This window comes from Rheinheimera soli (genome assembly GCF_021290985.1).
GTDB classification, from domain to species: Bacteria; Pseudomonadota; Gammaproteobacteria; order Enterobacterales; family Alteromonadaceae; genus Pararheinheimera; species Pararheinheimera soli.
The window spans coordinates 1-13610 of sequence record NZ_JAJOYU010000014.1; the positions used below are offsets into that span (position 1 = coordinate 1).

At 44.5% G+C, this 13610-nt stretch carries 11 protein-coding genes and 1 pseudogene; 9 read left to right on the top strand and 3 right to left on the bottom strand.

The genetic code is table 11. The features are described from left to right. Nucleotides 1-222: hypothetical protein (locus LSG37_RS11135; protein WP_233079945.1), on the bottom strand; the 222-nt coding region annotated here is incomplete at its 3' end. A gap of 458 nt (nt 223-680) precedes the next feature. On the opposite strand from LSG37_RS11135, the gene LSG37_RS11140 reads away from it, so the two are divergent. Together LSG37_RS11140 and LSG37_RS11145 are read left to right on the top strand one after the other, a co-directional pair. Then, nucleotides 681-1679: a DUF4238 domain-containing protein gene (locus LSG37_RS11140; protein ID WP_233079946.1), complete on the top strand. Its 999-nt coding sequence runs from the start codon at nt 681-683 to the stop codon at nt 1677-1679. Between the two features lie 94 nt (nt 1680-1773). Then, nucleotides 1774-2253 (top strand): efflux RND transporter permease subunit, encoded by a 480-nt coding sequence (locus tag LSG37_RS11145; RefSeq protein WP_436286420.1) that lies wholly within the window; start codon nt 1774-1776, stop codon nt 2251-2253. 32 nt (nt 2254-2285) lie between these two features. Here the strand turns inward: LSG37_RS11145 and LSG37_RS11150 are convergent. Further along, nucleotides 2286-2875: pseudogene (locus tag LSG37_RS11150) on the bottom strand (transposase). A gap of 577 nt (nt 2876-3452) precedes the next feature. Here LSG37_RS11150 and LSG37_RS11155 point away from each other — a divergent pair. From LSG37_RS11155 to LSG37_RS11185, 7 genes are all read left to right on the top strand, one after another. Next, the gene (locus tag LSG37_RS11155; protein ID WP_233079947.1) at nt 3453-5438 is read left to right on the top strand and encodes a ligand-binding sensor domain-containing protein; all 1986 of its coding nucleotides are present in this window, start codon (nt 3453-3455) and stop codon (nt 5436-5438) included. 281 nt (nt 5439-5719) lie between these two features. Further along, nucleotides 5720-7255: a bifunctional diguanylate cyclase/phosphodiesterase gene (locus LSG37_RS11160; protein ID WP_233079948.1), complete on the top strand. Its 1536-nt coding sequence runs from the start codon at nt 5720-5722 to the stop codon at nt 7253-7255. Between the two features lie 199 nt (nt 7256-7454). Then, complete coding sequence (locus LSG37_RS11170; protein WP_269836558.1) at nt 7455-9587, top strand: TonB-dependent receptor; 2133 nt, start codon at nt 7455-7457, stop codon at nt 9585-9587. A gap of 277 nt (nt 9588-9864) precedes the next feature. Continuing rightward, nucleotides 9865-9999, top strand: coding sequence for a hypothetical protein (locus LSG37_RS21245; RefSeq protein ID WP_269836559.1), 135 nt, complete (start codon nt 9865-9867; stop codon nt 9997-9999). Nucleotides 10000-10304: 305 nt separating this feature from the next. Beyond that, complete coding sequence (locus LSG37_RS11175; RefSeq protein WP_233079949.1) at nt 10305-11414, top strand: AAA family ATPase; 1110 nt, start codon at nt 10305-10307, stop codon at nt 11412-11414. A gap of 2 nt (nt 11415-11416) precedes the next feature. Next, on the top strand, nt 11417-11872 hold the full coding sequence (locus tag LSG37_RS11180; RefSeq protein ID WP_233079950.1) for a type II toxin-antitoxin system VapC family toxin: 456 nt from the start codon (nt 11417-11419) through the stop codon (nt 11870-11872). Nucleotides 11873-12037: 165 nt separating this feature from the next. Next, nucleotides 12038-12493 carry a cupin domain-containing protein gene (locus tag LSG37_RS11185; protein ID WP_233079951.1) on the top strand — a complete coding sequence of 152 codons (456 nt, stop codon included), beginning with the start codon at nt 12038-12040 and terminating at the stop codon, nt 12491-12493. Nucleotides 12494-12511: 18 nt separating this feature from the next. On the opposite strand, the gene LSG37_RS11190 is transcribed toward LSG37_RS11185, so the two are convergent. After that, nucleotides 12512-13558 carry a Fic family protein gene (locus LSG37_RS11190; RefSeq protein WP_233079952.1) on the bottom strand — a complete coding sequence of 349 codons (1047 nt, stop codon included), beginning with the start codon at nt 13556-13558 and terminating at the stop codon, nt 12512-12514. Nucleotides 13559-13610 lie beyond the last annotated feature (52 nt).

Genomic DNA, 13610 nt, shown 5'->3' on the forward strand with positions numbered 1-13610 from the left:
TAGATTAAATTTCTCCCACCCTTCATTTACTTTTTGTGGTGGATATATGCTCATGTGATGCCATATATGATATTTGGCAACCACTTCGCCAGCCGTATTCACTTCATCATAATAGTCGTCATCGTTATCCATGCCCCTTTTTTGGGAGCGGTTTGAATTCGTGAGAACAAGTTGATTTCCATCGGAAATCGGAAGGTATGGAAAGTTGTCTACTCCAGTCAAAGTTTCTCTCCTTGCAGTTAGCCTGACTAATTAAGTGCAAAACAACTTAATGGAAGGTAAATCGCTCGCGAGACGGAGATTTTCTACTTTCTATCAAGATTTTCGCTTATTCAACCTAATACCGACGTCCCCTTTTGGCAACCATTTTCATCCAATTGGCTAAAACATTCGCTACCAAAATCTGTGTCCTCTAAAGGCGAGTTGTTCAAGATTTTACTAATGTAAGTTTACTTGCTCGGTTATCAGCAGTTTAAGGAGGCTGTTGGAAGCAGGTTGCAAATCTAAAAGCCAAATGTCAGCTTATGGCACAGAACAGATCAGCGCTTTGAGCGAATAGCTGATATTGCCTTATAAGTAATAAAATCTGGAATGGAATGATAACTACAGCTAATGCTGTTATTTATAGGGGCGCATCAGTCTCGTGATTATGCTTAACGCGATAGTTAAGGGGAATGAATTTGGATAAGAAATATCAGTTGAAGCGCAAACATCACCATATTTGGGCGCATTACTTAAAACATTGGTCATTAGATGATTTAAATGTTTGGTACACATCGAAAAAGGGAAATTTTTGTCGTGATAGCGTTTATGGACTCGCTGCTGAAAGGGACTTCTATAAAATAAACTTTTTGGATGATGAGGACGTTCGCTTTATAAGAGGTTTTTCATCTCTAAGCCCTGACGAGCTTCGTGAGGTTCATGATGACTATTTGAAAGACTTCTATATTGCTTCCATGACTGCCAAGTTAGCGGAGAGTGTGAAACCTCCAGAGCAGATCAAGCAGAGTCTTGATGCTTTTCAGCACAATGTTTTGGAGAATCTTCATGGTTCTCATGAAAACGATGTGGTCGAAATTCTGACGTGTCTCAACAGAGGTGATATTTCTGTATTTGAGACATCTGAAAACAGAGTGAAGTTTAAACAATTCTTCGCGATGCAGATGACTCGGACCAAGTCGTTCAAAAAGATGGCAATGAGTGCTGTTAATCGGGAATCGTTTGAACGAAACCCGAACCCTCCATTTTCATTCGAAAAATACAGTCAATTAAGGGAAAAAAACTGGTGGTTTCTTAGCTACATGTTTGGAATGAACATCGGCTCTAACCTGACCGCTACCCGACATAGTGATAAACATGTACTGCTGATAAATGAGACGTCTGAACCGTTTATAACTTCTGATAATCCAATAATTAATGTACATGAATCACTTAAGAATATACCCAAGGGACAAGCACCAGAGTACATGGACGCTTATTATCCGCTATCTCCAAAATATGCATATATGATTAACAACTCTGAGCGATATCCTTCCGGCAAAGTGTCTATTACAAGGGATGAGGCCTTGAAGTTTAATATAAGGATGGCCGCGAAGGCAGATGAGCATGTTTTTGCGCAAACAGAAGCTCAATTAAAAGAGGTCAAAAGACTCTGTAAGCAAAGATCGAAAATGGCTTAAAATGCGATAATTGTACGTCTGCTTCTGGCACATAGCCACTATTCGATACAGTGGTACTGTTAGTGAAACAAGCGGTACTGTCAATTTGCAACGAGTGGTGACCTTTAAGCACTTTGCTGAGGCTTTGCTATTGATGGCAACGCTGCCTTTTGCACTGGTCGGCGGGATCTGGTTGTTGTTTGGCCTTGGCCACAATCTTTCTGTTGCTGGCATAGTGGGTTTTATCGCCCTCGCCGGAGTGGCAGCCGAATTTGGAGTGATCATGCTGCTTTACCTTAAACAGGCGTGGCGGGCAAGAACTGACCAAGATCAAACCAGCGAAGCTGATTTGCTGGAAGCCATTCGTGAAGGTGCAGTGTTACGTGTGCGGCCCAAAGCCATGACTGTTGCTGTGATCCTGGCTGGTCTTCTACCTATTCTATGGGGTGCTGGCACTGGCAGTGAGATTATGCAGCGGATTGCGGCCCCTATGGTCGGCGGAATGATTTCTGCGCCGCTGCTATCCATGTTTGTGATTCCAGCGGCTTATTACCTGATGTATCGGCCTCGTCGACAATTAGATGTACAAGTTTGAGACGCACGATGTCTAATTAACCAGAGATCGGTTTAACGAGTCATGACTGTAGCAGTAATAAACTTCGCGTTTGTGATGTTCAGTTGTGGCTTATTGCCCTTCAATTAATAAGTGATGAGCTCTTCAATCATGTTCAGCAAAAAGCCATGAACACAGCGATGTCTGGAGCGTTCTATGTGAGATATTTTTCAACTGGTCGTTGATGGTTTCGATGATAAAGCACCTTGAATGCATGACTCTGTCCCACAAAGATATGGCTTTTGCTTTCATGCTTTTACGTACGTTGGTCACCAGCATAATGCCTTTCTCCAGTCGATCACTGGACCATGTTTTGCTGTCATGCAGATTGGCAGAGGGGGGGGCGCCGCTGAATTCTCAAGTTGTGACAGACTTTGATACAGGTGGAATCCACAGATCCGATGCCAGTTGGCTGGCTTTTCAGGCTGACGAAGTAACTGCAAAGAGGCGTTGGGTATCTGAAATAAGATAATAATGGTCATGATTTCACTCATTGGCATGCGCCCAGCACGCTGCAGCTTGCGTGTTCCATCGGTTAAAAGAATTTTCCCCATTCAGGGATGAAAACCGCAGAAAAATCATCGATATCGCAAAACACTTCCACTAACTTGTGCACAGATCCTCTTTGTTGTGATTGGGAGGCTGATCGAAAGATCCGATCACGAAGAAAGCCTTTAGTGCAAACTTTCTTATCCCTGCTTCGGATCACATTCGTTTATTACTAAAGCAGCATGTAAGCAATTTGGAATTTGTACTACTATCGTGCTATCGTCCGGCTTAGAAACCTAAATAAAAATCCAAATATGCCGTTTCTTACTCAGACCATATCTTTTGCCAGCAGCGATTTTGTGACACGCTATAAGCCTCTTCGCTGTTGGCTGGGTTTTTTGCTGTTCATTGTGTCCGTTTTTACTTGTACTCTGGTATCTGCCACCCCCAATGTGTCGCGTCTTTCTCCTGACAATGGTTTAAGTCAGGGCGTGGTTTACACAATGAAGCTGGATAGCAAAAAGCAGCTTTGGTTAGCCACAGAAAGTGATTTAGACCGGTTTGATGGCACCAGTGTAGAGCATATGCGTGCGGCGCTTAATTTAAGCAGCGATATTGTCTGGGACTTTGATTTCGTTACTGATACCAAACTGCATGTTGCAACAGCGGATGCTGGTCTCATTGAAATGGATTTGTTAACAGGTAATGCCCGCTATCTGCAACGAGATAGTAAAGGGGCGTTTTCCCGGGCACAGGCAATCTATATAATCCGCGAAGATGCGCAGCAAGAACGCTGGTATGCCAATGAATTGTCCGTTTATCAGCTGAATAAAGACGGTAACCTTAGCGAAGTATTTACTTTCACCGGGAAAGACCCTGCTGTTCACCACATACGCGATATACTTCGCTTCGAGGATACCCTTATCATTGCCACGTCGAAGGGGTTATACCAGTTCGATTTATCCAATAAACTACTAAAACCACTGCAGTATTTACCGGAAAATGCCCTCGAAGACCAGTTCAACAGTAAGACGCTGTTGCTGCATGACAAGCATTTACTGATCGGTACTGTCAGAGGGCTATATCGCTTACCGATCAGTGCCTTGCGGCAGCCTTCTGCTGAGGTGCTGGCTGAGACATTACTACCAAAACACAACGTCTGGAAAATTAAGCCGTCGCAACAATACGGTATTTTACTGGCTACCGACTCTGGCTTGTTACAACTGGATGCTGAAGCAATCACAGCGAAGACGTTGTTTCAGCCAGGCAGTACTGCTTTTGCTTATGCCGACGATACCATTCTGGACTTTATTGAATTAGATGATGGCAACTTCTGGCTCGGCTCACGTGGAGATGGGGCTTATTTCTGGAACAGCCAGTTCGCCGGTTTTGAAAATGTGTTTAATCGCACCGGTGAAAATACACTGAGCCATAATGTTGTCCTCGGTTTACACAGCACTGCAACAGATTTATGGATTGGCACGCAAAATGGCCTGAACCGTTATCACTGGCACAGCGGTGAAATTAAACAGTTTTTGGTGAATGGCGATAGTGCAGCTGTGGAGTCAGCAGCGACAATATACGGTATTTACCCGCATGCATCTGACCGCTATTTGTGGTTGCTGACAGCAGTGTCTTTAGTACAATTTGATACCGTTTCAAATCAGCTCGTGGTACCAACTTCAGCACAAAATTCCGATGTGTTTCAGCAATATATTTACAGTGTCACGCAAACTGCTGACAACGACTTATTAATCATTAATGCCAAAGGGGCATTTCGGATAAAAAACGACAGTAGTGCACAGCCTTTGAAATCTCTGTCATTGTTTTTATCTTCACCTCAAGACGCGCAATGGTTTGGCGCTGATCCGGCAGCTGTAAATGAGTTCTTCTTTTTTTACCAAGGCGCGATTTGGCGATACAGGCTGGAGCAAGACAAGGTATCGTTGGTATATCAGCTACCAGAGCAGCATAAAGACAAAGTTCTATTTGGGGAAGGAATGCAGCAAGTTGACCAAAGCCTGTGGTTTTTAATCTCTGGCCTGGGGTTGGTTGAGCTGGACAGCACGAATTTTACTTTGAAGAGCACTTTTTTCAATCCGGATGAGCCCTCCTTATCAACTTCTATCTTGTATGCGCTGCAAAAAGACAATCAGGACTATTTGTGGATGAGTAGCCATTCCGGATTATGGCGGTTTAACCCCAAGCTGCGGCTTTTGCGTCAGTTTACGAGTCGTGATGGCTTGGCTTATAACGAGTTTAATGGTTCTTCGGGCCACTTTTCACACCACAATAACAAGATGGTGTTTGGCTCGATGCGGGGAGTATCGATTTTTGAAGCAAATCAATTTATCGCTCAAAAACAGGCCCAACCAACATTATATTTTACGAATGTATCGCTTGAATCAAAAAAATTAGTACCACAACTTATACCAGCACAACAACAAGAGCTTAAACTGGCACATGATGATTATGGCTTGAGGGTCCAGGTTTCGGCATTTGATTACAAACTACAGAATGACACCCAATACAGGTTTGACCTGAGTGGGTCAATGGAATTACCGGATTACATCAAACCTTTTCCCTATTTGTCATTGCCAAATTTGACACCAGGTAAGTACAGCTTGTCGGTCAGCGCCTTTGATCCGGCAACAGAGCAATACAGAAAACCGCCTTGATGCAGATCAGTGTAGATTATCCGCCCTGGCGTAGTCCCTTAGCCTATGCGCTTTATGTGGTAATGGTTCTCAGCATGGTAATGCTTTGGCTTCGCAGCAAAATAAAGCAAAGAACCATACTACTTGAACAGCATAACGCCTTAAGGCAGGTAAAAAATAAGCTTGAGTTGGCCTTGGCAGTGGCTTCTAGTGACGTATGGGAAGCAGACCTTAACCAGAACTGCCTTATCCATTCCAGTCGTATGTTATTTATTTTTCCGACGCTGCAGGACACTTACAGTATGGAGGACTACCTGGCGAAACTGCACCCGGATGACAGCGCCAGTTATTACCAAAACTGGCAAGCGCTGAAAGATAACGAGAGCACCGAGTTTAATTGTATTTACCGGATAAAAACGAACGAAGGCCAATGGCGCTGGTTTAAAGATGTCGGCAAGCTGTCCGTACTGCAATCAGACAAGCCACAGCAGATTTATGGGTTGTACACCGACATTACCTCACATAAGTTAACAGAGCAGGAACTTGAGCACTTGTCGCACTATGATCAGGTAACTGGGCTGCCTAACCGTAATTTACTGCAGCAATACCTGACACAAGCGGAAAACGGGCTGCAATTCAGTGCCTTTATTGTCATCAAATTGCTGCAATTTAGCGAAATTAAAAGTGCTTTTGGCGACTTAGTGACAAACTCTGCACTACTACAACTATCGACACGTATGCGTAGCATAATAAGTACGCCCAATTTATTAATTCATGCTGCAGAGTCAACTTTTGTAGTCGCCCTGCAAAACAGTGAAGCTGGGGATGTAAGTCATATATCTGAGCGCTTACTATCACTGATTAACACTCCGATCACTGTTCATGAACAGGACATTACGATATCAGGTATAGCGGGTACGGCGTGCAGTACTAATGAGCCTTATTCCGGACAACAATTACTGAACCAAGCCGAGCTTGCGCTGCGTGCTGCAAGAGACAGTGGTGGTTATCAACATTATTCTTATCAAACCGGGCTTCTGGAGCAAACCAAACAAAAATTTATTCTGCAGCAGCAGTTAAGGGATGCAATCTCGCAGAATAAGTTGCTCAATTATTATCAGCCGATTATCAATGCAAAAAGTGGTGTGCCGGTTGGAGTGGAGTTGCTGCTCCGCTGGAACAACGGCGGCCAGTTTATACCACCAGACAAGTTTATTCCGATTGCTGAGCAGTGCGGTTTGATTGACCAATTAACCTGTTTGTCCCTTGCAACAGCCTGTGAAGATATCTTGTTATTGCAGAACCAGGGCGTTACGCTTTATTTGTCCATCAACCTAACTGCAACACAACTATGTTCACATTCGATTCTTGCGCAGTTTAAAAAGATTATTCTGGAAAAGGGGGTGTCACCAAAGCTAATTCGACTTGAGATCACGGAGTCGAGCTTGATCCAGAATAAAGGCAATGCTATCCATAATATGAGCGAGCTGCGAGACGCCGGGTTTCAGATCTTTTTGGACGATTTTGGTACTGGTTACTCTTCGTTGAAATATATTCAGGATTTTCCACTGGACGCGATCAAGATAGACCGCAGTTTTGTATCGAACATTACTAAATCCAACAATACCGCCATTATCGACACTATTATCACTCTTGCAGATAGTCTGGGAGTCGTCTGTATAGCAGAAGGGGTAGAAACCTTAGCTGAGCGGGATTATCTGCTGAGTAAAAATTGCCACTATATGCAAGGTTATTTATACAGTAAACCAGTTCCTATCGAGCAATTGTTAGCTTTATATACTGTGCTGTCGTCGCACTATGCCATCTTTGATAAGTAAAAATTGTACCCGCCCGACGGCCCTGCAGGTGTGCTGTAAACAGTTTGTTGTTTAGCGCATTCTCCTGCATTTGAACTACTGCTTTTGGATAGACAGCAGTAACTACGCACCACCAAATACAAATGATAACGATTGTTAATTGATTTTTCGGCGTTTATAATGCGCTCAATTTTAGCATTCACCTCATTTGGAAGTAGTTATGACTGGTATTCGCAATATGACGTATTTGGCCGTGTTTCTGGCGTTAAACCCTGTAGTGGCGCAAGCGAACAGTGCCACTGAAACTCAGGGTATTGAGCGGATAACAGTTACCGGTAGCCGTATAGTAGAAAGTCTGGACGAAGTTCCGGCCAGTATTACTCTGATAGATCAGCAAACTATCAATGAAAACCTGCAGGTGAGCTCTGAACTACAAAACCTGCTGTCACTTGCTGTGCCGGGTATGGCACCTGGTACTGGCAGTACTAGTAATTTTGGGCAGACTTTACGTGGTCGCAATGTATTGGTGATGATTGATGGAGTACCACAAGACACCCCTTTGCGTAATGGCGGCCTCGGTATTCGTACTTTAGATCCGGCCAGTATTGAGCGTATTGAAGTGGTGAATGGTGCAACGTCAATTTGGGGGAATGGCGCTGCAGGGGGCGTGATTAACTACATCACGAAAAAGCCGGGTGAGGGCGCAGCCAATGTCATGCTGTCGCAATCAATCCGTAGCAGTCTGGTTAAAGCTGAAGATAGCATCGGTTATCGCAGCGTACTGTCGGTTAATGGAAATGCGGGCAAGCTGGGTTATGTGGCTAAGTTGTCGCAGGAGAAATACGGTGTGCAACGCGATGCCGACGGCGATATTCTTGGCCTGCAATATGGCTTGTCGGACAGTCGGCAGCGTGATGCTTTTGTGAAATTAGCCTACCAGCTTGATGACGAGCAGTCGCTGCAGTTCAGTTACAATTATTACGACTCGGATCAAGATGCGAAGTACCGTGATGTTGCTGGCAATATTGATTTGGGTGAGAAAACCTATGCTGTGCCGCTGACGGCAGGTGAGGTGGTGCAGGGGGCGCCGCAAGGGCCTGAAGGCAATTATAATCTGATGCTGAAATATCAGCATAATGAGCTATTTAGTAACACCGGTCTGGTTGTGGATGCTTACCGGCAGAAAATCGATAACGTGTTTTTCTGGTCAGCAACGCTGGCGAATCCAGAGCAGGAGTTTGACGGTGGCCAATCGGCCATCTTATCGGAAAAAGACGGCCTGCGCGCCGTACTGACCAGCGCCGTAATATTAGGTCAGGTTGATGCTACTTTCATCTATGGTGTCGATGTGCTGCAGGATGTCACATCGCAACCCTTATTAGATGGTCGTATTTGGGTACCGGAAATGGATATGGGCTCCCATGGCTTATTTGTGCAAAGCAAGTGGGCGTTCGGTGATGACTGGACATTAAAAGCCGGTGCGCGGCGCGAGTCGGTCAGCGTGAAGGTAGCTGACTATGACACCTTAAGGTTATGCCGCAATACTCAAACCTGCTCAACACCGATGGCTGTCACTGGCGGAAAAATAGATTACGATGCAACCACATACAATCTGGGCTTACGTTATCGCTGGTCTGATGCCTTTTCACCTTATGTTAGTTACTCCGAGGGGTTTGAAGTACCCGACCTGGGTTTGTTGCTGCGCACTGCAACGGTAAATGATATCAGCTTGATCCAAAGCGAAGCGTCGGTGGTTAAAAATTATGAAGCTGGTTTTAGCAGCCAGGTTGATGCTTTGTACCTGAATGTTGCAGTTTATCGCAGCGAGTCTGAATTAGGCACTGGTAGCCAACTTGATAGTGCTACTGGCATTTACCGGCCGGTGCGGGCACCTCAAAAAATCTGGGGTTATGAAGTATCTGGCGAGTATCGTTTGTCTGATGCGTGGCAATTAAGCGCTGCTTATGGCTACGCTGAAGGTAAAGATACGAAAAACGATATTTACCTGGGTGCCCGCCAAATTAGTGCGCCAAAACTGACCAGCTCTGTGCGTTACCGCTCGAGCGCTGATTTGAGTTTTAGTATGTATTGGCTGCACGTATTTAACCGGGACCGTTTTAGCCCTAACGCTGATGGTTTTTACACAGGTGACCAAGGCCCGGTGAAGAGTTACGATGTGCTGAATTTGTCAGCGAGCTATCAGATAAACAATTGGCAACTGTTTGCAGGTATTGAGAATTTGCTGAATGAAGATTACTTCCCGGCCCGTTCGCAGTCGTTCAGGTACGGTACTGGTTACAGCGTTAAAGGATTAGGTGCAAACTTAAATATGGGTGTTAGTTACACGTTTTAATAGTGAAAGATAACATCACAATTTTAAGTCAAGTGACAAGGTGTATAGCGTTTTAGAGTCAGCTCTAAAACCATCTGATTGGAGAACCTACATTAGTCACAAACTTAATTACACACTGACAGTCAGATCCAACACCGCACAGCGGTTTGGCTCTGACCCCAGTTTGCCAACTGCTGTCGGGTCTAGCTGATTGCAGGTTGTAGATGGGTTAGTGATTGATTTACTTTAAAACCCGCTCTTTGAGGCACCTAATGGCTATCAAGTGATTTTATGTGCTATGAACAACGACGCCTTATCCACCTATAAACAGGATGCTCACATCATTGAGCTAGGCGACAACCAGCTATTGCAACATGAGCATTATGCTCAACTTCGCGCTGAGTACGAGCAAGTCGTTTTAAGCAACAGCTAGAAGAAGAGGCTACTTTCGGGTAGCTTTTTCTAGAACCTTTAGCTACATCGTTTTTGGGCAAAAGTAAGTTTGAGCCGAATGTCTGAAAATGGCATCCTAGGTCTAAAGGCTTACGGGCAAACTGCCAGCAGTTTGTATAAAAATGGCCTTGTGGGCATACTTTATTGTCGTTGCACAAATGATTTGTTGCTGCAATCATTACATAGTGGATAAAACTCGTTTGAAATTATAAAGTCTGTACACTAAACAGAAGATTTTTATACTTTCATTTGAAGCTGAGTGTCAGTCTCTCACGGAGATAATTTATGCTGAAGTACCCTGTTACTATTGAAGGCCTGAAAGGGGTCGGCAAGGTAGAGTTAGAGCTGCAACAAGACCAGCAGGTTTATGTGCTTATTGGCATAAATGGTGTGGGTAAAACTAAGACATTGGAAGCGCTGTTTCAGGTACTGTTTTTTAGCCAAAAAAATATAGGACGTTACCCATTTTTGTCGTCTGAAGAATGGGCATTTCGTTCTTTTACCATGGATGACGACGTTCGCTTTTTGACTGACCCACAAAATGTTGCAGCCCATATGCTCAAAGGAAACTCGCTGGCTCATAGTTGCCCAGTGGTGTTTTTAGCTTCCCAAAATCGAGGTTTTATCCAGCATAAAAGCAGCTCAGCAACCAGCATTGGTACTTTCGAGCAACGTCGTTCCAATTATCTGCAACAACAAGTTACAGGTATAAAAGATAACTTCACCAGTTTAAATATGAATATCGGTATAGAGGGCTGGTTTGTCACTATAGCTCAGTCTTCCCATCCCTATTTAAAGCAGGAAGATAATCGGAATATTGAAATTAAAGTACTGCTGGAACTGCTGCATAAAATTGACAACAGAATAGACCCGGAGTATCTACAAATTAGCGGTGATAACAGAGTCTTCCTGAAAATTGACCAGCAAGCAAAAGAGTTGTCCCATTTAAGTACTGGTTTCGCCTCCATTTTGAAAATGCTGCAGGCTATTATTTCTGGTTATGGTTGTTTCACCAATGAAACCCGCTTACCGCAAGTGAAAGGCATAGTGCTGATTGATGAAATAGAAAGCCATCTGCATTTATCATGGCAAGCGAAAATTATTCCGCTACTAAAGCAGTTATTTCCCAATACGACTTTTTATGTCACGACGCATTCTCCTATAGTGTTATCTCAGCTAAATGCCGGGGAAGCTTACCGACTGCAGCGCGAGGACGATGGCGTGGTCAGAACTAAGCCTATTGTTTCGCCTGCTACTGCATCTTTGATTGATGTTCTAAAAGATGCCTTTGATATTGATATCAACCGCATAAAGCTGGATGGCACTTCGCCTGAGTCTCAGAACGATGCCAAACAGCAGCTATTGAAGCTGATTAAAGGTAAAGGAAGCGAGTAAGCATGATTAATGTATTGCTGGACGCTAATCTACTTATTGCTGCATTGGATGACAGCGGAACAACTTCAAAACAATTGCGTCAAAGTGCTACTACTAAATTGGCAACCTTTCTGGAAGATCCAGATATCAAGCTTGTTATTACCCCTCTTATCCGATATGAAGTTTTGCGTGGCGTGAGTTGGAATGACGCTGAGCGTTATAACAGCTTGAAGCAGGTATTGGATAATCTGACTGAGATTGATGTCGACCGTAAGGTATCTGAACTGGCAGCTAATTTGTTCCGGTTTGACCGCTTGATTAATGCTCAAGGGCAAAAGAACGTGGAAAAACGTAAGTTTGATGTTTTTCATTTGGCCTGCGCTAAATGCCATGGACTTGATTTAGCTTCTCAAGATACGGATATAGCGTCCTTGCAAAGCTTATTCGACAGCTATCAGCAGGCTGGCGGTATTGTTTGATTTGAACATTTAGCAAATAGTCCCATCTTTTATACCCCCTTGTCTTGGCAAAATTTTTTGTTCATCCCACAAAGTTAGCCACACAGATCGGACCAATAGCTGTTTGACCTCACCTGCTTTTCAGGGCAGTGTAAAGATTGCATTGTTCTGAAGGAGAGAGTACGGATGTTCAAATTAAAGTTAGGATTAGTGGCCGGATTGGCTGTGACTTGCCTGAGTATTGGTGCGGCAGAGCCGGATCAGCCGTCACAAATTATTCAGCAATCTGAAGCCAAAGCCGAGAAGGGCGATGGTTATGTGTTTTATAGTTATTTTGCCAAGCCTACTTTTGGCACCCAGGATGCACTGACTGGTGTGGCTGTGATTGAGCCAGGTAAAGAAATTCATCCGCCTCATATTCATGCCGAAGAGGAGTATCTGATGGTGATTGAAGGCGAAGGTGTCTGGTCGCTGAAAGACAAAGATATTCCTGCTAAGGCTGGCGACATTTTATATGCAGCGCCTTGGGATTCGCATGGCATTCGCAATACAGGCAAAGTACCGCTGAAGTTTGTTGTGATGAAATGGCATAGCAAAGGGCTGCCAGTTCCTGTCGATCCAGCAGTAAAGGCTAAACCTTAACGCTGCAAGCTGAGCAGGCTAAAGTTGCTTTAGCCTGTATTGCTGCAATCTGCTGTTGGGTTTATCCGGCAAGGTCATTTCTATCCATCCGGCCTGCAGCGCTGGCTTTAAATAGCGGGCGCTAAAAGACTTCCGATCTTTAAGTTGCAATAACTGCTGCAGCTGATCACGGCCTAATGGCCCTTGAGAGAGCAAAGCTAACAGCTGCCCGACTTGGGGGCTGACTTGCGGGTCGACTTGGGGGCTGACCTGGTAAAATGCACTGTCCTGACGCAGATGTTTATCGTTTTCCTGCAGGGTGTTATTGATCATTGTCAGCATAAACTCAATAAAAGCGGCACAATCGCTTTGTTTAGTGCTGTGATTGATTGCCTGATAATACTGGCTTTGACTAGCATGGATCATACTTTCCACAGGCAACTGCGCAAGTAATGGGAGCCAGCGACTCAGAATAAGCGTTTGCCACAAACGTCCCATTCGGCCGTTTCCATCACTGAATGGATGAATAAACTCAAATTCGTAATGAAATACACAGCTGGCAATCAGTGGATGCTGTTCTGTCGTGCTGAGCCAACCCAATAAATCAGCCATTAATTGTGGCACTCTGTTTGCTGGTGGCGCCATATGAACAACCTGTGAGCCATTCATCACGCCGACATTGCCTTGCCGATACAAACCTGCATCGTCTACCAAGCCTGTCATCAATAGCTGATGCGCCGCCAATAAATGCTTTTCGTTGCATGGTATCCAGCGGTCGAATTGCTCATAAGCCAGCAGCGCATTGCGGGCTTCCTGTATTTCTTTGGGTGGAGCTATCACCCTTTTACCTTCAAGAATAGCGGTAATTTGTACTTCGCTTAAAGTATTGCCTTCAATGGCCAGTGAACCCTGAACAGTGCGGATACGGTTAATACGGCGCAGCTTTAACTGACGTTTTTCGTCCTGCACTGACAAGCGCCCCAATTGCTGGTTGATCTCTGCAATCAGCCGAATAATAGAGGGCGTAATACTAAAAGGTGGCGTGTAGGCTTTGGCCATAAAGATACTGTGATCGCTGTAGTTCAACCTTGTACTGCAGGGCAGCTTATCCCATTCTGGCTGGATCTAAAACAGTAGT

Excerpts from the sequence above, each read along its gene's own strand:
- LSG37_RS11160 (WP_233079948.1), top strand. The coding sequence starts at position 5,720 with ATGGAGGACTACCTGGCGAAACTGCACCCGGATGACAGCGCCAGTTAT.
- LSG37_RS11170 (WP_269836558.1), top strand. The coding sequence starts at position 7,455 with ATGACTGGTATTCGCAATATGACGTATTTGGCCGTGTTTCTGGCGTTA.
- LSG37_RS21245 (WP_269836559.1), top strand. The coding sequence starts at position 9,865 with ATGAACAACGACGCCTTATCCACCTATAAACAGGATGCTCACATCATT.
- LSG37_RS11175 (WP_233079949.1), top strand. The coding sequence starts at position 10,305 with ATGCTGAAGTACCCTGTTACTATTGAAGGCCTGAAAGGGGTCGGCAAG.
- LSG37_RS11180 (WP_233079950.1), top strand. The coding sequence starts at position 11,417 with ATGATTAATGTATTGCTGGACGCTAATCTACTTATTGCTGCATTGGAT.
- LSG37_RS11185 (WP_233079951.1), top strand. The coding sequence starts at position 12,038 with ATGTTCAAATTAAAGTTAGGATTAGTGGCCGGATTGGCTGTGACTTGC.